General features: G+C 70.1%; 17 protein-coding genes. 8 read left to right on the top strand and 9 right to left on the bottom strand.

The window, feature by feature from the left end:
* Positions 1-48 precede the first annotated feature (48 nt).
* On the top strand, positions 49-2,820 hold the full coding sequence (acnA, locus tag ACTMTF_RS15775; RefSeq protein WP_441111300.1) for an aconitate hydratase AcnA: 2,772 nt from the start codon (positions 49-51) through the stop codon (positions 2,818-2,820).
* 393 nt (positions 2,821-3,213) lie between these two features.
* Here acnA and ACTMTF_RS15770 read toward each other — a convergent pair whose 3' ends face one another.
* The 3 genes from ACTMTF_RS15770 to ACTMTF_RS15760 form a co-directional block, all read right to left on the bottom strand.
* Positions 3,214-3,879 carry a neutral zinc metallopeptidase gene (locus ACTMTF_RS15770; RefSeq protein WP_441111299.1) on the bottom strand — a complete coding sequence of 222 codons (666 nt, stop codon included), beginning with the start codon at positions 3,877-3,879 and terminating at the stop codon, positions 3,214-3,216.
* A gap of 510 nt (positions 3,880-4,389) precedes the next feature.
* Positions 4,390-4,713 (bottom strand): type II toxin-antitoxin system PemK/MazF family toxin, encoded by a 324-nt coding sequence (locus tag ACTMTF_RS15765; protein ID WP_441111298.1) that lies wholly within the window; start codon positions 4,711-4,713, stop codon positions 4,390-4,392.
* A complete protein-coding gene (locus ACTMTF_RS15760) occupies positions 4,685-4,930 on the bottom strand; it encodes a hypothetical protein (protein WP_441111297.1) in 246 nt (81 codons plus the stop codon). The genes ACTMTF_RS15765 and ACTMTF_RS15760 overlap by 29 nt, the downstream gene beginning before the upstream one ends.
* A 192-nt stretch (positions 4,931-5,122) precedes the next feature.
* Here ACTMTF_RS15760 and ACTMTF_RS15755 point away from each other — a divergent pair, with 192 nt between their 5' ends.
* The 5 genes from ACTMTF_RS15755 to ACTMTF_RS15735 all read left to right on the top strand — a co-directional run bounded on the left by ACTMTF_RS15755 (position 5,123) and on the right by ACTMTF_RS15735 (position 10,505).
* Complete coding sequence (locus ACTMTF_RS15755; protein WP_441111296.1) at positions 5,123-5,848, top strand: TSUP family transporter; 726 nt, start codon at positions 5,123-5,125, stop codon at positions 5,846-5,848.
* A gap of 212 nt (positions 5,849-6,060) precedes the next feature.
* Complete coding sequence (locus ACTMTF_RS15750) at positions 6,061-7,182, top strand: sugar ABC transporter substrate-binding protein (RefSeq protein ID WP_397002667.1); 1,122 nt, start codon at positions 6,061-6,063, stop codon at positions 7,180-7,182.
* 67 nt (positions 7,183-7,249) lie between these two features.
* On the top strand, positions 7,250-8,005 hold the full coding sequence (locus ACTMTF_RS15745; protein ID WP_327105374.1) for an ATP-binding cassette domain-containing protein: 756 nt from the start codon (positions 7,250-7,252) through the stop codon (positions 8,003-8,005).
* Entirely contained in the window at positions 8,002-9,264 is a 1,263-nt protein-coding gene (locus ACTMTF_RS15740; protein ID WP_397002665.1) for a sugar ABC transporter permease, read from the top strand. The genes ACTMTF_RS15745 and ACTMTF_RS15740 overlap by 4 nt, the downstream gene beginning before the upstream one ends.
* 35 nt (positions 9,265-9,299) lie before the next feature.
* The gene (locus tag ACTMTF_RS15735) at positions 9,300-10,505 is read left to right on the top strand and encodes an ROK family protein (protein ID WP_441111295.1); all 1,206 of its coding nucleotides are present in this window, start codon (positions 9,300-9,302) and stop codon (positions 10,503-10,505) included.
* 11 nt (positions 10,506-10,516) lie between these two features.
* On the opposite strand, the gene ACTMTF_RS15730 is transcribed toward ACTMTF_RS15735, so the two are convergent.
* Together ACTMTF_RS15730 and ACTMTF_RS15725 are read right to left on the bottom strand one after the other, a co-directional pair.
* Positions 10,517-11,254, bottom strand: a complete 738-nt coding sequence (locus ACTMTF_RS15730; protein WP_441111294.1) for a neutral zinc metallopeptidase — start codon at positions 11,252-11,254, stop codon at positions 10,517-10,519.
* Positions 11,255-11,381: 127 nt separating this feature from the next.
* A complete protein-coding gene (locus tag ACTMTF_RS15725; protein ID WP_397002660.1) occupies positions 11,382-12,218 on the bottom strand; it encodes a neutral zinc metallopeptidase in 837 nt (278 codons plus the stop codon).
* A gap of 148 nt (positions 12,219-12,366) precedes the next feature.
* On the opposite strand from ACTMTF_RS15725, the gene dxs reads away from it, so the two are divergent.
* Both dxs and ACTMTF_RS15715 read left to right on the top strand, forming a co-directional pair.
* Positions 12,367-14,247 carry a 1-deoxy-D-xylulose-5-phosphate synthase gene (gene dxs / locus ACTMTF_RS15720; RefSeq protein ID WP_441111466.1) on the top strand — a complete coding sequence of 627 codons (1,881 nt, stop codon included), beginning with the start codon at positions 12,367-12,369 and terminating at the stop codon, positions 14,245-14,247.
* Positions 14,248-14,277: 30 nt separating this feature from the next.
* Complete coding sequence (locus ACTMTF_RS15715) at positions 14,278-15,786, top strand: amino acid permease (RefSeq protein WP_441111293.1); 1,509 nt, start codon at positions 14,278-14,280, stop codon at positions 15,784-15,786.
* A 7-nt stretch (positions 15,787-15,793) separates the two neighbouring features.
* Here ACTMTF_RS15715 and ACTMTF_RS15710 read toward each other — a convergent pair whose 3' ends face one another.
* The 4 genes from ACTMTF_RS15710 to ACTMTF_RS15695 all read right to left on the bottom strand — a co-directional run bounded on the left by ACTMTF_RS15710 (position 15,794) and on the right by ACTMTF_RS15695 (position 20,542).
* On the bottom strand, positions 15,794-16,192 hold the full coding sequence (locus ACTMTF_RS15710) for an SSI family serine proteinase inhibitor (RefSeq protein WP_441111292.1): 399 nt from the start codon (positions 16,190-16,192) through the stop codon (positions 15,794-15,796).
* Between the two features lie 70 nt (positions 16,193-16,262).
* Entirely contained in the window at positions 16,263-18,368 is a 2,106-nt protein-coding gene (locus tag ACTMTF_RS15705) for a 3-hydroxyacyl-CoA dehydrogenase NAD-binding domain-containing protein (RefSeq protein WP_441111291.1), read from the bottom strand.
* On the bottom strand, positions 18,365-19,549 hold the full coding sequence (locus ACTMTF_RS15700) for a thiolase family protein (RefSeq protein ID WP_441111290.1): 1,185 nt from the start codon (positions 19,547-19,549) through the stop codon (positions 18,365-18,367). Before ACTMTF_RS15700 ends, ACTMTF_RS15705 begins: the two co-directional genes overlap by 4 nt.
* Positions 19,550-19,588: 39 nt before the next feature.
* A complete protein-coding gene (locus ACTMTF_RS15695) occupies positions 19,589-20,542 on the bottom strand; it encodes a hypothetical protein (RefSeq protein ID WP_441111289.1) in 954 nt (317 codons plus the stop codon).
* Positions 20,543-20,589 lie beyond the last annotated feature (47 nt).

Raw genomic sequence — 20,589 nt, 5'->3', positions numbered from 1 at the left:
GTGCGGCAGGATTTACCTAGCAACTGTCTATGGAGGAGGCGATCCACCGTGTCCGCGAACAGCTTCGGCAGCCGTGACACGCTACGCGTCGGTGACGCGAGTTATGAGATCTTCCGGCTGGATGCCGTCGAGGGCGCTGCCCGCCTCCCGTACAGCCTGAAGATCCTCCTGGAGAACCTCCTCCGCACCGAGGACGGCGCCAACATCACCGCCGACCACATCCGCGCGCTCGGCGGCTGGGACCCCGCCGCCGCGCCGAGCGTGGAGATCCAGTTCACCCCCGCCCGCGTCATCATGCAGGACTTCACCGGCGTGCCCTGCGTGGTCGACCTGGCCACCATGCGTGAGGCCGTCCGCGACCTGGGCGGCGACCCGGCCCGCATCAACCCGCTGGCCCCCGCCGAGATGGTCATCGACCACTCGGTCATCGTCGACTACTTCGGGCACCCCGACGCCTTCCAGCGCAACGTCGAGCGCGAGTACGAGCGCAACCGCGAGCGCTACCAGTTCCTCCGCTGGGGCCAGACGGCCTTCGACGAGTTCAAGGTCGTCCCGCCCGGCACCGGCATCGTCCACCAGGTCAACATCGAGCACCTGGCCCGCGTCGTGATGACCCGCGACGGCAAGGCCTACCCCGACACCTGCGTGGGCACCGACTCCCACACCACGATGGAGAACGGCATCGGCGTCCTCGGCTGGGGCGTCGGCGGCATCGAGGCCGAGGCCGCGATGCTCGGCCAGCCGATCTCCATGCTGATCCCGCGCGTCCTCGGCTTTAAGCTCAGTGGCAAGCTGCCCGCCGGCGCGACCGCCACCGACCTGGTGCTGACGATCACCGAGATGCTGCGCAAGCACGGCGTGGTCGGCAAGTTCGTCGAGTTCTACGGCGACGGCGTCGCCTCCGTGCCGCTGGCCGACCGGGCCACGATCGGCAACATGAGCCCCGAGTTCGGCTCCACCTGCGCCATCTTCCCGGTCGACGGCCAGACCATCGACTACCTCCGCCTGACCGGCCGCGCCGAGGAGCAGATCGCGCTCGTCGAGGCGTACGCCAAGGCCCAGGGCATGTGGCTCGACAAGTCGGCCCCCGAGCCGGTGTTCTCCGAGTACATCGAGCTCGACCTCGGCACCGTCGTGCCGTCGATCGCCGGCCCCAAGCGCCCGCAGGACCGCATCGCGCTGTCGGACGCCAAGCAGGCCTGGCGCGCGGCCGTCAAGGACTACGCCCCGGCCGACCTGAGCCCGGGTGACGAGGCCTCCGCCGAGTCCTTCCCGGCCTCCGACTCCCCGGCGATCAGTCACGACAGCGTCGGCGACCAGCCGCACCACGCCCACCTCAACGGCGCCCGGCCGCACAAGAAGGTGCCGGTCACCCTGGCCGACGGCACCTCCTTCGAGATCGACCACGGCATCGTCTCCATCGCCGCGATCACCTCGTGCACCAACACCTCCAACCCGTACGTCATGCTCGGCGCGGCCCTGATGGCCCGCAACGCCGTCGAGAAGGGCCTGACCCGCAAGCCGTGGGTCAAGACCTCGCTGGCGCCCGGCTCGCAGGTCGTCACCGGCTACTTCGAGCGCTCCGGCCTCCAGCCGTACCTCGACAAGATCGGCTTCAACCTCGTCGGCTACGGCTGCACCACCTGCATCGGCAACTCCGGCCCGCTGGAGCCGGAGATCTCCGAGGCGATCCAGGCCAACGACCTCGCGGTCACCGCCGTGCTGTCCGGCAACCGCAACTTCGAGGGCCGGATCAACCCTGACGTCAAGATGAACTACCTGGCCTCGCCGCCGCTCGTGGTCGCCTACGCGCTGGCCGGGACCATGGACCTCGACCTCGACACCGAGCCGCTCGGCACGGGCGCCGACGGCGAGCCGGTGTTCCTGCGCGACATCTGGCCGTCGCCCGAGGAGATCACCGACGTGGTGCACTCCTCGATCGGACGCGAGATGTTCGAGCGCGACTACGCCGACGTCTTCGAGGGCGACGACCTGTGGCGCTCGCTGCCGATCCCGACGGGCGACACCTTCGAGTGGGACCCCGACTCCACCTATGTGCGCAAGGCCCCCTACTTCGAGGGCATGCCGGTGGAGCCGGAGCCCGTCACCGACATCGCCGGCGCCCGCGTGCTGGTCAAGGTCGGCGACTCGGTCACCACCGACCACATCTCGCCCGCCGGCTCCATCAAGGCCGGCACCCCCGCCGCCGAATACCTGCGCGCGCACGGCGTCGAGGTCAAGGACTTCAACTCCTACGGCTCGCGGCGCGGCAACCACGAGGTGATGATTCGCGGCACGTTCGCCAACATCCGCCTGCGCAACCAGATCGCGCCGGGCACCGAGGGCGGCTACACCCGCGACTTCACCCAGCCCGACGCGCCCGTGTCGTTCATCTACGACGCCTCCGCCAACTACATCTCGGCGGGCACGCCGCTGGTCGTGCTGGCCGGCAAGGAGTACGGCTCCGGCTCCTCGCGCGACTGGGCCGCCAAGGGCACCGCGCTGCTCGGCGTCCGCGCCGTCATCGCCGAGTCCTACGAGCGCATCCACCGCTCCAACCTGATCGGCATGGGCGTGCTCCCGCTGCAGTTCCCCGAGGGGGCCACGGCGGAGTCGCTCGGGCTGACGGGCGAGGAGACGTTCGAGATCAGCGGTGTCACCGCGCTCAACGAGGGCGGCATCCCGCAGACCGTGCACGTCAAGGCCGGCGACGTGGAGTTCGACGCGGTCCTCCGCATCGACACGCCCGGCGAGGCCGACTACTACCGGCACGGCGGCATCATGCAGTACGTGCTGCGGGGGCTGCTGGCCAAGTCCTGACCGCGCGTCGGGACCATGAGGCGTCCCGCGCCCACGCTCCGGTCATGAGCCGGGGCGAGGGCGCCGGGGGCCCGGCCGCCTGGCGGCAGGGCATGGGCGCGATCCTCACGCGCCCGCATCGGGGGCACACCATCACCCGGCCAAGGAGAGCCGCCAGACGGACACCACCGCCTGGCGGCTCTCGCGCGTCCGTACACCGGGAGTTCGTGGCGCGCTCGGGAGCTCAGGCGTTCAGGAGGCCTTGCCGGTCCGAGCGCCGGCCCCTGGGACGTCTCGCGGAGAGCGTTCGGGGGAGCTTGGGGCTCGCCCGGCGGGTGTCCGGGGTGGCGCAGGCCTTGGTGGGTTCCCGCTGTTTCCTGGGATTTCGGCTGAGGCGTCGGGGGGTGTTCCGGGTCAGGAGACTTTGCCGGAGGGGGCTGACCAGGTGTCGCAGGCGCCGGGGGAGAGCGTCTGATAGCCGCGCTTGAGCCAGCGGGCGCGGGTGGCGCCGCCGCCGTGACCTCGGTGGCCGTCGGGGTCGTCGCCGCTCGCCCTGGTCGCCTCCAGCAGCGCCGCCCAGTCGCGGTCCGTACGGTCCAGTGACCGCCAGACGCTGCCCAGGAACACGCCGGACAGGCAGTCGGCCTGGAGCTCGTAGCGGCGGCTCAGCTCCGCCAGGGGCGCCTTCCCGGCCCGCGCGGCGGACTCGTAGTGGCGTCTGATGCCGGTCAGGCTCTGCACGTGGTGGCCGTACTCATGGGCGGCGACCTTGAGAGGGTAGAGGTCCGTACGGTCCTCGATCCAGCGGCCGGTGAGCGGGAAGACCAGCCTGCCCCGGTTCGTGCAGTAGAAGGCGGCGGCACCGTCCGGCCACGCGACGCCGCACACCCGTGGTTCGGGCGCCTCGTAGAAGCGCACGGCGGGCTTACGGAAGGCCAGCCGGGCCCGGACCAAATGCGCTGACCATGATTTATCCAGACATTTCAGGACTGCCGTGACGTACTCGCGCGTCCGGGGAATGCCACCCTGGACGATCGCCGGCTCCGGGCACGAACGCACCGCCAGCCTGCCGGTCCCCACCAGCGGATCCCTGTACGGCGCCGCCCACGCGGACCCTCCCGGCAGGAAGGCGGCGAGACACACGACCACCAGGACCGCACTCCGAGCCGACCTGCCCGTGAGCCGCGTACTCCGAGCCGCCCTGCCCTCGGGCGGCGCGCTCCGAGCCGACCTGCCGTTGAGCCGCGCGCTCCGAGCCGACCCGTCCAGGTACGAGGTCCGAGCGGGTTTGGAAGGCGTGCCCACGGCAGGCCCGGTGGTGCGAGCGGAGCTTGAGAACGCGGCGGCAGGAGAACTGGGCGGCGCGGTCCGGGTGGAGCCGAGCGGCCCGGTCGCGGCGGATCCGGATGGCGGGGTCCGGGCAGGCCCGGGCGCGAGTCGAGGCGAATGGCGGGGGGTGAAGGGGGCGGGCACGATCAGGCAGCTTAGAGGAGCGAGGGCTTGGGCCACCGCCGGGTCACCGGCGGTCTCCTGTGGCAGGATGAGGCTGCCACCCGGCGAACCATCATTTCGCCGGGTGGCAGAGTCTCGCTAGATCATGTCGGTGATCCAGTCGGTGACCTCATGGATGACCTCGTCGGACGCGATGCCGATCCTCCTGCTGAAACGCTGGGGGGAGACGCTGCGAACGTGCTCCACCATGGCCCAGCTCGGCTTGTCCAAGCCGGTCCCCTCGCAGCCGATCGGGATGTGGTTGTCCCATCCCCGGTTCGTCGTGGTCAGCGGGACGACGATCTTCACAGGGGTCGCCGTGTTGAAATCGTCGTTACTGATGACGAGCACCGGGCGACGGTAGCCCTGCTCGCGGCCGCTCGGTTCGCCCAGGTTAGCGAGCCAGATCTCGCCCTGGATCACCCTCATTGCTCTCCTCGGGAAACGTTATGAGCCCCTCCCACTCGGGCGCGATGCGCCTGGAGTGGGGAAGTGGCCCTTGAACCAGCTGGGATTCGGCCAGATAGTCGGCCCAACCTTGGGGGTCGGTCCTCTGGGTGTGCTCGATCTGCTCCGCGACGTGCTGCCAGCGGTGCTTCTTCTCCATCTCCCGGATGGCCTGGTCGATGATCGCGGTCATGGGTTCACCTGCCTTTCTCGCCAGTGCTGCGATCCTGTCTCGGGTCTGGACGCTGACGCGAATCGTCGTGGCCTTCGGTTTCATCTGCATACTCCCAAAGCTACGTCAGCGCCTGTAGGTAGACCCTACATCCCGCCGGTTACTCTCGCGGCTCATCTAGCAACAGAGAGTAAAGATGATTGACTCTTCCGCGTGACTGATGAGGTATTGATCCTGTTCATCGGTGGTGCGGCGGTCTTCGTCGGGGCGGTCGTGCAGGGAGGTGTGGGGTTCGGGCTCGGGCTGGTCGCGGTTCCCGTGCTCGTCCTGCTGGATCCGGCCGTGATGCCGGGTGCGATCCAGGTGGTGAACCTGACGTTGCCGCTGTTCACCCTGGCTGCGGAGTGGCGGCGGGTGGACTGGCGCGGGGTGGGTTTCGCGATCCTGGGCAGGCTTCCTGGGAGCGTCATCGGCGGACTCATCGTTGTCTACATTTCCGTCTACACATTAGGCGTGCTCGCCGGTGTGATGGTGCTCGTGGCGGTGGGGCTCACGGCCCGTGCGGTGAGCCTGCCGCGCAACGGGGTCACGATCACCACGGCCGGGTTCGTCTCGGGGATCACCGGCACCGCGACGGGCATCGGCGGGCCGCCCATCGCGTTGATCTACCAGACGGCCAAGGGCCCGGAGATCCGGGCGACGCTGGCGATGTACTTCTGCCTGAGCGCCGCCCAGTCGCTCGTCATCCTGGCCCTGGTCGACCATCTGCCGGCTCGGGCGCTCACCGCCGGCGCGACCCTCCTCGTGCCGATGATCGCCGGCTTCCTGGTCTCCGGGCCGCTGCGCCGCTATCTGGACGGCGGCAAGGTGCGGGTGGCCGTCCTCGCGGTGGCCTCCCTCTCGGCCCTCATCCTGATCGTCCAGAGCCTCACGGTCTGACGTGGAGATCAGCAGCCGGAAAGCGCATACCGCCAAGGCCAGGGGGCGACACGGAGTCGTCCCGGTGTCGGGGAGATGGAGGCGGCGTTTCAGGATTGTTACCGGGAACAACAAACTCCCCCCTCGGAAGGTCTTCCAAAGCAGGCGGTCGCCGGAATACGTTGCCGCAAACAACATTCATCCGGGCCCCTCCGGAAGAAAGGACCCTGCATATGCGCAAGGGGATCCTCAGCCTGACCGCTTCGGCGGCCGCGCTCGCACTCGGTCTTACCGCCTGCGGGGGCGACGGCGGCTCGACCACCACCTCGACCTCAAGCTCGGCCCCTGCGGCCGAGGCCTCCCAGAAAGCGGGCAAGATCGGCGTCATTCTGCCCGACAGCAAGTCCTCCGCTCGGTGGGAGACGGCGGACCGCAAGTACCTGGGAGAGGCGTTCAAGGCCGCGGGTGTTGAATACGACATCCAGAACGCGCAGAACGACAAGACGGCGTTCCAGACCATCGCCGACCAGATGATCACCAACGGCGCCACCGTGCTGATGATCGTCAACCTGGACAGCGGCACCGGCAAGACGGTCATCGAGAAGGCCAAGTCGCAGGGCGTGGCCACGATCGACTACGACCGGCTGACCCTGGGCGGCGGCGCCGCCTACTACGTCAGCTTCGACAACACCAAGGTCGGCACCCTGCAGGGTGAGGGCCTGAGCAAGTGCCTGACGGACAAGAAGGCCGACAAGCCCATCGTGGCCTACCTGAACGGCTCGCCGACCGACAACAACGCGACCCTGTTCAAGGCCGGCTACGACGGCGTGCTCAAGCCCAAGTTCGACTCGGGCGAGTACGTCAAGGGTCCGGAGCAGTCCGTGCCCGACTGGGACAACGCCCAGGCAGGCACGCTCTTCGAGCAGATGCTGACCAAGGAGTCGAAGATCGCCGGCGTGCTGGCGGCCAACGACGGTCTCGGCAACGCCGCCATCACCGTGCTGAAGAAGAACAAGCTCAACGGCAAGGTGCCGGTGACCGGCCAGGACGCCACCGTGCAGGGCCTGCAGAACATCCTCGCGGGCGACCAGTGCATGACCGTGTACAAGGCGGTCAAGAAGGAGGCGGACGCGGCCGCCGCGCTGGCGGTCGCCCTGGCCAAGGGCGAGAAGCCGACGGCCGGCGGAAGCGTCAAGGACACGGAGACCGGTCAGGACGTCCCGGCGGAACTGCTGGACCCGCAGGCCATCTACTTCGAGAACGTCAAGGACGTAGTGGCTGACGGTTTCGTCACCAAGGAAGAGCTGTGCACCGAAGACTTCGCCGAGAAGTGCACAGAAGCAGGAATCCAGTAAGTAGATCAACCGGCACAGGGTACGGTCCGCGCTCGGGCGCGGGCCGTACCCCTCCCGAGGGAGACCCATGACGACCCCCCTGCTCGAAGTGCGCGGGATCGACAAGAGCTTCGGCCCCGTGCAGGTCCTGCACGACGTCGCCTTCTCCGCCCACGCGGGCGAGGTGACAGCGCTGGTCGGCGACAACGGCGCCGGCAAGTCGACGCTGGTCAAGTGCGTCGGCGGTATCTATCCGATCGACTCCGGCGACATCCTCTTCGACGGGAAACCCGTCCAGGTGCACGGCCCCCGCGACGCGGGCACGCTCGGCATCGAGATCGTCTACCAGGACCTCGCGCTCTGCGACAACCTGGACATCGTCCAGAACATGTTCCTCGGCAGAGAGCGCCGCAGGGGCCTGGTTCTCGACGAGGCCTCGATGGAGGAGATGGCCCAGGAGACGCTCAGCGGCCTGTCCGTGCGCACCGTGAAGTCCATCAGGCAGCAGGTCTCGAGCCTGTCCGGTGGGCAGCGGCAGACCGTCGCCATCGCCAAGGCCGTGCTGTGGAACAGCAAGGTCGTCATCCTCGACGAGCCGACCGCCGCGCTCGGCGTCGCCCAGACCGCCCAGGTCCTCGAACTGGTGCGCAGGCTGGCCGACAAGGGCCTGGCCGTCGTGCTCATCTCACACAACATGAACGATGTTTTCGCCGTCTCCGACCGGATCGCGGCGCTCTATCTCGGCAGAATGGCCGCCCAGGTCAAGACCGCCGATGTGACCCACGCGCAGGTCGTCGAACTGATCACGTCCGGCCGTAGCGGAGACCTGGGGATCATGCCATGAACAAGGTCAAAGAACTGCCCGGCGAGGTGGTCGCCACCGCCGCCAACTCGCCGTCGATCGGGCACAGCGTGCGCGCGTACGTGGAGCGGGTGCGCGGCGGCGACATGGGCGCGCTGCCCTCCGTGCTGGGCCTGGTCGTGCTCTGTACGGTCTTCGCCATCGCGCGGCCCTCGTTCCTCACGGCGATCAACTTCGCCAACCTGTTCACGCAGGGCGCCGCGGTCACGCTGATCGCGATGGGCCTGGTGTTCGTGCTGCTGCTCGGCGAGATCGACCTGTCGGCCGGGTTCGCCAGCGGTGTGTGCGCGGCGGTGCTGGCGGTGACGCTCACCAACATGGGCCTGCCGTGGTACGTCGGCGTGGTGGCCGCGATCATCACCGGTGTGCTCATCGGCCTGATGCTCGGCGGTCTGGTGGCCAAGGTGGGCATCCCGTCGTTCGTGGTGACGCTGGCCGCCTTCCTCGCCTTCCAGGGGCTCGTCCTGGTGTTGGTGGACGAGGGCACGAACATCTCGATCAGGGACGACGTGATCGTCGCGATCGCGACCCGGAACCTGCCGCCGTGGCTCGGCTGGGCGACGTACGCGGCGGGCGTGGGCATCTACGCGGCCGTGCAGTTCTTGCGGGCCAGGAAGCGCGCGCAGCGCGGCCTGGCCGCCGACCCGATGTCGCTGATTCTCGCCCGGGTGGGCTCACTGGCGGTCATCGCGGGCGCCGCGGTGTACGTGCTGAACCTGGAGCGCAGCCGTAACGCGCTGATCACCTCGCTGACCGGCGTGCCGATCGTGGTCCCGGTGATCCTGGTGCTGCTGATCATCTGGACGTTCGTGCTGCGCCGTACCGCTTTCGGACGGCACCTCTACGCGGTCGGCGGGAACGCGGAGGCGGCCCGCAGGGCCGGCATCGCGGTCGACAGGATCAAGGTCAGCGCCTTCGTCATCTGCTCCTCGATGGCGGCGGTCGGCGGCATCGTCGCGGCTTCCAGGGCCGCCTCCGTCGACCCGAACACGGGCGGCAGTTCGGTGCTGCTGTACGCGGTGGGCGCGGCCGTGATCGGCGGCACGAGCCTGTTCGGCGGCAAGGGGCGGGTGCTGGACGCGATCCTCGGCGGTGCGGTCGTCGCGGTGATCGAGAACGGCATGGCCCTGATGGGGTACGGCGCGAGCGTGAAGTACCTGGTCACCGGCAGCGTGCTGCTGCTGGCAGCGGGCGTGGACGCGCTGGCGCGCAAGCGGGCGGCCGCCGCTGGTCTAAGGTGATCAGCGACTTCCACCCGTTCAAGGAACCTCAGACCATGCGTGCCGGGCCTTCCCAGGAGGACATCAGGCGCCACAACCTCGGCGCGCTGCTGCGCCATGTCCACCTGGGCGGGCCGATCTCGCGCGCCGAGCTCACCTCCAAGATGGGCCTGAACCGCAGCACCATCATGGCGCTCACCTCCGACCTCACGGCGGCCGGTCTGGTGCGGGAGGAGCTGCCGCGGGAGACCGGCCGCGCCGGGCGGCCGTCGCTCGTGGTGCGGCCGGAGTCCTCGCGCGTGTACGTCTTCGCGTTCGACGTGGGCCCGGACCGGCTCGCGGTGGCGCGGGTCGGGCTGGGCGGCGTGATCCTGGACCGCAAGGAGACGGTGCGCCGGCGCGGCCCGTTCGTGCTGGGCGAGCTGGCCGGCATGCTGGCCGGGTTCGCCCGGCAGATGCGGCGCAAGACCAGGGACGACACCGTCTGCGTGGGCGTCGCGGCGGCCGTCTCCGGCGGGGTGCGCAAGGGCGACGGCGTGATCAGGTTCGGCCCCAACCTGCTGACGGAGGACGTGCCGTTCGGCGAGGAGCTGAGCCGCAGGCTCGGTCTCGGCCTGCCGGTGAGCGTCGGCAACGACGCCAACCTGGCCGCGCTCGCCGAGCACAGCCGGGGCGTCGGCGCGGCTGTCAAGGACCTCATCTATCTGCACGGCGACGTCGGCATCGGCGGCGGCATCATCGCCGGCAACCATCTGCTGGGTGGCCACGACGGCTATGGCGGTGAGGTGGGCCACATGGTGATCAACCCCGGTGGCCGGGCCTGCGGCTGCGGGTCCCGCGGCTGCCTGGAGGCCGAGGTGGGGGAGCGGGCGCTGCTGGAGTCCGCCGGCCGCTTCCCCGCCGACCAGCGCGGCCGCGACGCGGTCCGGGCCGTGGTGGAGGCGGCCGACCGGGGTGACATCGTGGCGCAGGAGGCGCTCAAGAGGGTCGGCGACTGGCTCGGCCTGGGCGTCGCCAACCTGATCAACATCTTCAACCCGGAGATGGTGATCTTCGGGGGCATCCTGCGGGAGATCTATCTCGGCTCGGCGGCCCAGGTGCGCAGCCGGCTGGCGATGCACGCCATGGCCCCCCAGCGGGAGCGGCTGCGGCTGCGCACCTCCGCGCTGGCGGACGACGCGACGCTCGTGGGCGCGGCCGAGCTGGCCTTCGCCCACGTGCTCGCCGATCCGCTGGAGGTGCTGGCCAGGGCCGGCACCTAGGCACTAGCGCATTAAGCCACCCTGGCGCCGGGAGCGGTCCAGGTGTTGCAGTAGCGGGCGGACGCGCCGTCGTAGCCGCGGTCCTGCCAGTAGGCGAGGTTGCGCGGCTTACCGTGGATCTTGCTCTCGCCCGCCTGGCGAACCGCGTTGACCCACTGGCTCCAGGTGATGCCGGGGTCGATGGAGTCGAGCGTGGCCCGGTAGAAGACGCCGGCGAAGCACTCGGCCTGCATCTCCAGGCGGTGGCTCAGCGTGGTGCGCGCCGTCCTGCCCGCGCGCCAGTAGAGCTTGTTCTGCGCGTCCAGGATGCCGGTGAGCTCCTGCACGTGGTGGCCCCACTCGTGGGCGACGGAGTGCGCGATGTTCATCTTGAACGGGTCGCGCAGGTCCCGCTTCATGATGCGGATGGCGATGGTGCGCTGCACCGGGCAGTACTGGGCGCCGTTCGAGGTGATCTTGCCGCACACCGAGTTGCTGCCGGTCGTGATCGCCAGCTTCGGCGGCGTGTAGCGGAGGCCGATCGCCCTGAACCGGGTGGCCCAGAACCGGTCGGCGCACCTGGCCATGGCCCGGTGGAACACCTTCACCGAGGCGACGCTGCCGGCGCGGATCTCCGGGATCGCGCATGACTGGGGGGAGGGGGTGCCCGACCGGTAGATCTTGTTCTTGGTCAGTACGGCGGGCAGCCCCGTGGTCGCGGAAGTCGTCTCGGCGCCGGCCGTACCGGAGAGCGCCAGACCCGCGACCATGCAGATAGACGCTGCGATAAGGGGAGTTCGCACGATCGCGGATCTTAGACCACTTTATGGTGATTTGTTTAAGTAACCTTGGCATTCACCGCGCGGCCGCCCCGGTGAGGGGCGGCCGCGGTGAGCGTTAGGCGACCCGCCGGGAGGAGGCGGACCAGGTGTTGCAGGAGCCGACGGAGCCGGAGTTGAAGCCGCGCGTCATCCAGTAGGCCTGGGTCGGGCCCTTGCCGTGGTCGTTCTGCGCCCAGCCCTTGTGGCCGTTCTCGTGGAACCAGTTCACGGTGTGGTTCCACTCCTCCGACGTCACCGGGAGGGTGTTGCGGACGCTGTTCATGAAGACCGCGGAGAAGCACTCGGCCTGCAGTTCGGACCGGCGCGAGAGCAGGAGCTGAGAGGACCTGCTGGCACGGCTCCTGGCGGTCCAGTAGTAGTTCCAGATGCCGGAGACCTGCTGCACGTGGTGGCCGTACTCATGGGCCATCAGGCGGGTGATGCCCAGCGCGAACGGGTTACGCAGGTTCTGCTTGGTGATCAGCATGTACATGGTGCGGTTGGCGGAGCAGTAGATGCCGTCGGCGCCCGAGCTCCAGTTGCCGCAGGGGGTCCGGACCTTCTTGGTGATGATCCGCAGCCTGGGCTTGCTGAAGCTCAGCCCGGCCTTGCGGAACTGGGAGGCCCAGGACCGGTTCAGACAGTCGGTCACGCGCGAGAGGAAACGCTTGTACGCGGCCGTGCTGCCCCTGGGCAGGCTGCCCGTGGAACACCGGGAGCCGGCCAGCCGTCCGGTGCGGTAGAGCGGGTTGGCCGTCGCCGCGGCCTTGCCGCGCGGCGGCGCGACCTGCTGCTGAGCCTGCTGGATGATCTGCTGTTCGGCTTTGGCGGGCGCCGCCTCTGCCACTGCCGTCCCCGCGCCTGCCAGCGCGAGCACCACGCCGGCGGCTAGGAGTGACGACAGTTTCTTCATGGGGAGAGTGTTCATAGTGAGGGAAAGACTAGGCCAAGAGCGGACAAAGGTGGGCGGATTTACCTTGATGGGGCCACCGGGGCGTCCGCGAACTAGACTCGTCCCCGTCGGCGAACAACAGCAGAGGGGGGCCGGATCCGTGAGCGGGTTGCTGGGCTCGGTCAAGGGACCGCAGGACGTCAAACGGCTCGCTGTCGAGGAGCTGCCACAGCTGGCGGGTGAGGTCCGCGACCTGCTCGTCGACGCCTGCGCCAGATTCGGCGGCCACCTCGGGCCCAACCTCGGCGTGGTCGAGCTGACCATCGCCGTGCACCGCGTCTTCGACTCGCCACGCGATCCGGTCATCTGGGACACCGGCCACCAGGCGTACGTCCACAAACTGCTCACCGGCCGGGCCGAGGGCTTCGGCGCGCTCAAGCAGGAGGGCGGCCTGTCGGGCTACCCGAGCCAGGCGGAGTCCGAGCACGACCACGTGGAGAACTCCCACGCCTCCACCGCGCTGTCCTACGCCGACGGCCTGGCCAAGGCGTTCAAGCTGCGCCGCGAACACGACCGCACGGTCGTCGCGGTGATCGGCGACGGCGCGCTGACCGGCGGCATGGCCTGGGAGGCGCTCAACAACATCGCCGGGGCCAAGGACCTGCGGGTCGTCATCGTGGTCAACGACAACGGCCGCTCCTACTCGCCGACGATCGGCGGGCTCGCCTCACACCTGTCGTCGCTGCGGGTCGACCGCCGCTACGAGGACGTGCTGGAATACGTCAAGGGCAAGATCGGCAACGTGCCCGTCCTGTACGACGCCCTGCACGGCTTCAAGAAGGGCGTCAAGGACGTCATCGCCCCGCAGGCCATGTTCGAGGACCTCGGCCTCAAGTACGTCGGCCCCATCGACGGCCACGACGAGCAGGCCATGGAGGCGGCGCTGCGCAAGGCCCGCGACTTCCGCGGCCCGGTGATCGTGCACGCGCTCACCCAGAAGGGCCGCGGCTACAGCCCGGCGGAGAACCACGACGAGGACCAGTTCCACTCGCCCGGCGCCTTCGACCGCGCCACCGGCGCCGAGAAGCCCAAGGGCCGCATCTGGACCAACGTGTTCAGCGAGGAGCTGGTCCGGCTGGGCAAGGAGCGCGAGGACCTGGTCGCGATCACCGCGGCGATGCTCCACCCCACCGGCCTGCACGCCTTCGCCGAGGCCTACCCCGAGCGCACCTACGACGTCGGCATCGCCGAGCAGCACGCCCTCACCAGCGCCGCCGGCCTGGCGCTCGGCGGCATGCATCCGGTCGTGGCGGTCTACGCCACCTTCCTCAACCGCGCCTTCGACCAGCTCCTCATGGACGTGGCCCTGCACAAGCTGCCCGTCACCGTGGTGCTCGACCGGGCCGGCGTCACCGGCGACGACGGCGCCAGCCACAACGGCATGTGGGACCTGTCGCTCCTGCAGGTGGTGCCCGGCCTCCGGGTCGCCGTGCCGCGCGACGGCGAGCGCCTGATCGAGCTGCTCGGCGAGGCGGTGAACGTCACCGACGGGCCGACCGTGCTGCGCTGGCCCAAGGGCCCGGTCGCCGAGAGCGTCGAGCCGGTCGGCAGGCTGGGCGAGATGGACGTCCTTCGCGCGCCCGCCGCCGACGACCCCGACGTGCTCCTGGTCGGCGTGGGCCCGATGGCTCAGGTCTGCATGGAGGCCGCCGTCCTGCTCGACGCCCAGGGCATCACCACGACGGTGGTCGACCCGCGCTGGGTCAAGCCGCTCGACGAGGCCCTCACCGACGCCGCCCGCACGCACCGGCTGGTCGCCGTCGTCGAGGACAACGGGCGCGTCGGTGCCGTGGGCGACGCCGTCTCACGCCTGCTGCGCGACGCCGACTGCGACGTCCCGGTGCGCTCGTACGGCATCCCCCAGGAGTTCCTGGACCACGCCAAGCGGGGGGTCATCCTCGGCCGGATCGGGCTGACCGGACAGGGCCTGGCCCGTCAGATCACCGAGGCGGTCGCCAGGCGGAGCCCGCAGGTGTCAAGTCCCTCATAGAAAGAGGGTCTGAAGACTTTCGATCGGCGCATGATCACCCTCTGTGCGGGAATGGCGCAGAGGGTGGACATCTTTCGCACCAAGAGTGTCGAGCAGTCGATGCACGACACCGAGGCCCCCGAGCACCAGCTGCGTAAGCGTCTAACCGCCGTCGACCTGACCGTCTTCGGCATCGGCGTGATCGTGGGCACCGGCATCTTCGTGCTGACCGGCCAGGTGGCGAAGGAGCTGGCCGGCCCCGCGGTGGCGCTCTCCTTCATCATCGCGGCGATTGTCTGCGGACTGGCGGCCCTGTGCTACGCCGAGTTCGCCTCCACCATCCCGGTGGCGGGCTCCGCCTACACTTTCGCCTTCGCCACGCTGGGCGAGTTCCCCGCCTGGATCATCGGCTGGGACCTGATGCTGGAGATGGCGCTCGCGTCCGCCGTGGTCGCCGTCGGCTGGTCCGGCTACTTCAGCTCGCTGCTGAACTCGATGGGCATCTACCTGCCCAGCTGGATGGCGGGCGAGGCTCCGGTCGTCAACCTGCCCGCGGTGATCATCGTGCTGATCCTCACCGCGATCCTGATCGCGGGCATCAAGCTGTCCTCCCGGGTCAACCTGGTCATCGTCGCCATCAAGCTCACGGTCATCCTGCTGGTCATCGTGGCGGGGCTGTTCTTCATCAACGCCGCCAACTACACCCCGTTCATCCCCGAATCGACCCCCACCGAGACAGGCAGCGGAGTCCACGCGCCACTGATCCAGGTCCTGTTCGGCATCACCCCGGTCGCGTTCGGCGTGCTGGGCATCTTCTCCGCCGCCGCGATCGTGTTCTTCGCCTTCATCGGCTTCGACATCGTCGCCACCGCGGCGGAGGAGACCATCGAGCCGCAGCGCGACATGCCGCGCGGCATCATCGGCTCGCTGGCGATCTGCACGGTCCTGTACGTCGCGGTCTCACTGGTCGTCGTCGGCATGCAGAAGTACACCGAGCTGAGCTCCAGCGCGCCGCTGGCCGACGCGTTCACCTCGGTCGGTCAGAACTGGGCGGCGGCTCTGATCAGCATCGGCGCCATCGCGGGCCTGACGACCGTGGTGATGATCCTCATGCTCGGGCAGACCCGGGTGCTGTTCGCGATGTGCCGCGACGGGCTGCTGCCGCGCGCGCTGGCCAAGGTCCACCCCAGGACCGGCACGCCCGCCGTGCTGACCGCGATCGTCGGCGCCGTCGCGGCCGTGCTGGCCGGGTTCATCTCGCTGAGCGCGCTGGCCGAGCTGGTGAACATCGGCACGCTCTTCGCGTTCGTGGTGGTCTCGGCGGGCGTCATCATCCTGCGCCGCACCCGGCCGGACCTGCACCGGGCGTTCAAGGCGCCGCTGGTGCCGCTGCTGCCCGTGCTGGCCGTGCTGGCCTGCCTCTACCTGATGCTCAACCTGCCGGTCGAGACGTGGCTGAGGTTCCTGATCTGGCTGGCCCTGGGCGGCGTGCTCTACTTCTTCTACGGTTACCGTCACAGCACGATCGCCGGCTACGAGCCGACCTCGCCCAAGCCCTGACCCCTCGTCAGAGGGCGAAGACCGCCCCGCCGGCGGCGTGTACCAAGCAGGCGTTGGCGTACACGCGGCCGAAGGAGACCGGCTCGCCGCGCCACATGCCCGCCACCACCACCGCGTGCGGGCGCAGCTCGCGCGTGCACACCGCGCCGGGCGTCACGTTGAGCGCGGCCGGATCGCCGTGGACCTGCCGCAACAGGCGGCAGGCCGCGCGCGGCGCGGGGTGGTCGCCGCCGGCGCGGTCGCAGGTGAGCGTGACCGCCTTCGTCTCGCCCTGCTTCACCGCGAGCACGATGCGCAGGGTGGACTTGGGGTCGCGTTCGGCGCACGCCGGTGTCGCGGCCGCCGTCACCAGAAAGGCTCCGCACAGCGCGACGGCCGTCATCGTGATCCGCTTTCCTCGTAGCACGGCATCAGACGCTACGACGCGGGGCGACCGGAGGTGAGGAGACCCGCGGGCGGGTCTCCTCAAGAGCTGGTCAAGCCGGCAGCGAGGCCACCCCGGCAGGCAGGAAGCGGGACCCGGAGAAACCGTTCCGATCCAGGTACGGGGTGATCCCGCCGAGGTGGAACGGCCATCCGGCGCCGAGGATCATGCACAGGTCGATGTCCTGCGGCGCGGTGACCACGCCCTCGTCCAGCATGATGTGGATCTCTTCGGCCAGCGCCTCCAGCACCCGGCGGCGCAGCTCCTCGGCCGTGGAGGGGGAGGAGCCGCCCGTGAACAGGGCCACCGCCTCCGGATCGAGGGAGAAGTCCGGCAGGTACACGCCCGGCTTGCCCGATGCGACGAGCTTGGCGAGATTGGCGGAGACGCGGAACCGGTCCGGGAAGGCCTCGTGCAGCGTCTCGGCCACGTGCAGGCCCACGGCCGGGCCGACGAGCTGCAGCAGCGCGAACGGGGTGATCGGCAGGCCGAGCTCGTCCAGCGCGTGCTCGGCCGCCTCCAGCGGCGTGCCCTCGTCCACGGCGGTGATCACCTCGCCCATGAACCGGGTCAGCAGCCGGTTGACCACGAACGCGGGGGCGTCCTTGACCAGCACCGCCGACTTCTTCAACGACCGGCCCACGGCGAACGCGGTGGCCAGCGTGGCGTCGTCCGTCGCCGCGCCCCTGCCGATCTCCAGCAGCGGCATCACCGCGACCGGGTTGAAGAAGTGGAAGCCGACCAGCCGCTCCGGGTGCGCGAGCCGCTCGCCCATCTCGGTCAGCGACAGCGAGGAGGTGTTGGTGGCCAGCACACAGGTGTCGGACACCACGGCCTCCACCTCGGCGAACACCTGCTTCTTGACGGCCAGGTCCTCGAACACGGCCTCGATCACGAAGTCGGCGTCGGCGAAGGCGTCCTTGGTGAGCGAGCCGGTGATCAGGGCGGTGAGCCGGTTGGCCTGGTCGGCGGAGACGCGCCCCTTGGCCAGCAGCTTGCCGATCTCGGCGTGCGCGTACGCCACACCCTTGTCGAGCCGGGCCTGGTCGAGATCGGTCAGCACGACCGGCACCTCCAGGCGGCGCGCGAACAGCAGCGCCATCTGCGAGGCCATCAGGCCCGCGCCCACCACGCCGACCTTGGTGACCTTGCGCGCCAGCGACGCGTCCGGGGCGCCCGTCGGCCGCTTGGCCCGCTTCTGGACCAGGTCGAAGGAGTAGAGCCCGGCCCGCAGCTCGTCACCCATCAGCAGGTCGGCCAGCGCCTCGTCCTCGGCGGCGAAGCCCTCGTCGCGGCTCGCCGTACGGGCCAGTGAGATGAGGTCGAGCGCCCGGTAGGGCGCGGGGGAGGCGCCGTGCAGCTTCATGTCGACCAGGAAGCGCGCGTCGCCGATCACCTTGTCCCAGTCGGTGCCGGAGTCGGCGGCTGTGTGGTCAGGGCGGTCGACCGTCACCTCGCCCTGCAGCACGCGGGCCGCCCAGCGCAGCGACTCCTCCAGGAAGTCGGCCGGCTCGAACATCGCGTCGGCGACGCCGAGCTCGAACGCCTGAGCGCCCTTGAGCATGCGGTTCTGCGCCAGCGGGTTGTCGATGACGAGCTTGATGGCGTTCGCCGGGCCGATCAGGCGGGGCAGCAGTTGCGTGCCACCCCAGCCCGGCACCAGGCCGAGGAAGCACTCGGGCAGCGCGACCGCCGGGACGCCGGCGGAGATCGTCCGGTAGGTGCAGTGCAGCGCGACCTCCAGGCCGCCGCCCATCGCCGCGCCGTTCACGAAAGCGAACGACGGGATGGGGAGCTCGCCCAGGCGGCGGAAGACGTGGTGGCCCAGCGCGCCGATCGCCAGCGCCTCCTCGCGCGAGGCCAGCTTCGCCGCGCCGGTGAGGTCCGCGCCGACGGCGAAGATGAACGGTTTGCCGGTGACGCCGACCGCCGCCAGATCGGTCCGGGCGGCGATCTCGGACAGCGCCCCGTTCAGCGCGAACAGCCCGTGGGGGCCGAAGGTGTTGGGCTTGGTGTGGTCGAAGCCGTTGTCGAGCGTGATCAGCGCCATCGTGCCCGCGCCGCCGGGCAGCTCCACGTCGCGCACCAGGGCCTTGGTGACCACTTCGGCCGCGTTGCGCTCGCTCAGCAGCGAACGCCAGGTCTCAAGGTTGCTCATGCCAGGTTCTCCCAGATCACGGTGCCGCCCATGCCCATGCCGACGCACATGGTGGTGATGCCGTAGCGAACGTCGGGGCGCTCGCCGAACTGGCGGGCGAGCTGTGTCATCAGCCGCACGCCCGAGGAGGCCAGCGGGTGGCCGAAGGCGATCGCGCCGCCGTAGGGGTTCACCCGAGGGTCGTCGTCGGCGATCCCGAAGTGCTCCAGGAAGGCCAGCACCTGCACCGCGAACGCCTCGTTGATCTCGAACAGGCCGATGTCGGAGATGGACAGCCCGGCCAGGCGCAGCGCCCGCTCGGTGGACGGGATCGGGCCGACGCCCATGACCGCCGGGTCCACGCCCGCGAAGGCGTACGAGACGAGCCGCATCTTCGGCGTGAGGCCCAGCTCGCCGGCCACGTCGGCGGCGGCGACCACACAGCCGGTCGCGCCGTCGTTGATGCCGGAGGAGTTGCCCGCGGTGACGTTGCCGTGCGGCCGGAACGGGGTCTTCAGCCCGCCCAGCGTCTCCACCGTGGTGCCGGGACGCGGAGCCTCGTCCTGCACCGCCAGGCCCCAGCCCTTCTCGGCCGTCCTGATCGCCGTCGGCACCAGGTCCGGCTGGATCTTGCCGTCGGCGTAGGCCTTGGCCACCTTCTCCTGCGACAGCGCCGCGTAGGCGTCGGCGCGCTCCTTGGTGATCGACGGGTAGCGGTCGTGCAGGTTCTCGGCCGTCATGCCCATGACCAGCGCGCTCGGGTCGACCAGCTTCTCCGACAGGAACCGCGGGTTGGGGTCGACGCCCTCGCCCATCGGGTGGCGGCCCATGTGCTCGACGCCGCCCGCGATGGCCACGTCGTAGGCGCCGAACGCGATGCCGCCGGCGACCGTCGTCACCGCGGTCATCGCCCCGGCGCACATGCGGTCGATCGCGTAGCCGGGGACGGACTTGGGCAGCCCGGCCAGCACCGCGGCCGACCGGCCGATGGTGAGGCCCTGGTCGCCGATCTGGGTGGTCGCGGCGATCGCGACCTCGTCCACGCGCTCGGGTGGCAGTTGGGGATTACGCCTGATGAGCTCGCGGATGACGCGGACGACCAGGTCGTCGGCGCGGGTCTCCGCATAGAGCCCCTTCGGCCCTGACCTGCCGAAAGGCGTGCGCACGCCGTCGACGAACACGACGTCACGAGAGGAAGGCACGGATTCGCTCCTCGTTGCTGGATGGCTTGCGAGCCCATGCTACTCGTCAGTAACCACCATGCACGCGAACGTCGTGACGAGCAGGGCGTAGATCATGGGGGTGGCCGGAGTCCAGAAGTGGGCGCGGGCTCCCAGCAGGGCCGCGACGGCCCCGGCCGCCCCCGCCCACAGCACCGCGCCCCGCCGCCGCCGGGGCGCGCCGCGACCGGGATCCCACGGATCTCCGGGCACCCCGCCCGCCCGGCCGGCCCGCGCGGGGATCCCGCGCGGGTCACGCGCCGGTTGCAGCGCGTCCCGTGCCGACCACGGGGTGGTGCCCCGTGCCCGCCCGCGCGCGTTACGTGTCCACCACGGATCGTCCCGTGCCCGCCGAAGCGCGTCGCGCGCCCAGCAGAGGCAGAAGCACATCCCTGCTGCTGTCGCGACCATCGCCAGCACGTTGACGGCGTCGGCCAGGACGGTGGCGACCGCGTGCCGGCCGGCGTCGGCGAACAGGCGCGGCAGCGCGCCACCCAGCAGCACCACCAGCGCCCACCCGCAGGCCATCCCCAGCCTGCTCAGCGGGCGCAACCGGGAGGCGGGCGGGGCCACGTACAGCTCATGCTCCCGGCGCCGCGTCTGCCGCACCCGCACGCCCCAGGCCGCCTGGGTGAGGGCCAGCACGGGCAGCGCGCCGACGAAGACCACCAGCGCCAGCACCGCCGAGGGCTGCGGTGCCGAGGGGAGTGGCTTCTGCGTTCGGGCTGCCTGGGGCGGTGCCTCAGGCGTCGGCTCTGCGAAGGGCTGGGCCTCTTGCGTTGGGGCCGTCAGAGGTGGGGTCTCCCTCGTCGTGGCCGCGCGCTCGGCGAGCAGTTGGGTGGCGCTGAGGAGCGCGAGCGAGCCGGTCAGCGCGATGAGGGCGATCCGGCGCGCGGCCCGGGTGCGCGCCCGCAGCCCCGCCACCGCCTGCGCACCCGGAGGGGGTGCGATCTCGGTCATGAGCATGGATGTCATGATGGCGTCACCACGGAGGGTGACACCCGGGATTCAGGGAGTTCGCA

Origin of the sequence: Nonomuraea sp. ZG12 (assembly GCF_052068115.1) — a bacterium.
GTDB lineage: Bacteria > Actinomycetota > Actinomycetes > Streptosporangiales > Streptosporangiaceae > Nonomuraea.
Note: the sequence above shows the minus strand (reverse complement) of the source record. Positions and strands in the feature narration are given on the sequence as shown.

Excerpts from the sequence above, each read along its gene's own strand:
- ACTMTF_RS15705 (WP_441111291.1), bottom strand. The coding sequence starts at position 18,368 with ATGAGCAACCTTGAGACCTGGCGTTCGCTGCTGAGCGAGCGCAACGCG.
- ACTMTF_RS15725 (WP_397002660.1), bottom strand. The coding sequence starts at position 12,218 with ATGAAGAAACTGTCGTCACTCCTAGCCGCCGGCGTGGTGCTCGCGCTG.
- ACTMTF_RS15730 (WP_441111294.1), bottom strand. The coding sequence starts at position 11,254 with ATGGTCGCGGGTCTGGCGCTCTCCGGTACGGCCGGCGCCGAGACGACT.
- ACTMTF_RS15695 (WP_441111289.1), bottom strand. The coding sequence starts at position 20,542 with ATGACATCCATGCTCATGACCGAGATCGCACCCCCTCCGGGTGCGCAG.
- ACTMTF_RS15760 (WP_441111297.1), bottom strand. The coding sequence starts at position 4,930 with ATGACCGCGATCATCGACCAGGCCATCCGGGAGATGGAGAAGAAGCAC.
- ACTMTF_RS15745 (WP_327105374.1), top strand. The coding sequence starts at position 7,250 with ATGACGACCCCCCTGCTCGAAGTGCGCGGGATCGACAAGAGCTTCGGC.
- ACTMTF_RS15750 (WP_397002667.1), top strand. The coding sequence starts at position 6,061 with ATGCGCAAGGGGATCCTCAGCCTGACCGCTTCGGCGGCCGCGCTCGCA.
- ACTMTF_RS15740 (WP_397002665.1), top strand. The coding sequence starts at position 8,002 with ATGAACAAGGTCAAAGAACTGCCCGGCGAGGTGGTCGCCACCGCCGCC.
- ACTMTF_RS15735 (WP_441111295.1), top strand. The coding sequence starts at position 9,300 with ATGCGTGCCGGGCCTTCCCAGGAGGACATCAGGCGCCACAACCTCGGC.
- ACTMTF_RS15715 (WP_441111293.1), top strand. The coding sequence starts at position 14,278 with ATGATCACCCTCTGTGCGGGAATGGCGCAGAGGGTGGACATCTTTCGC.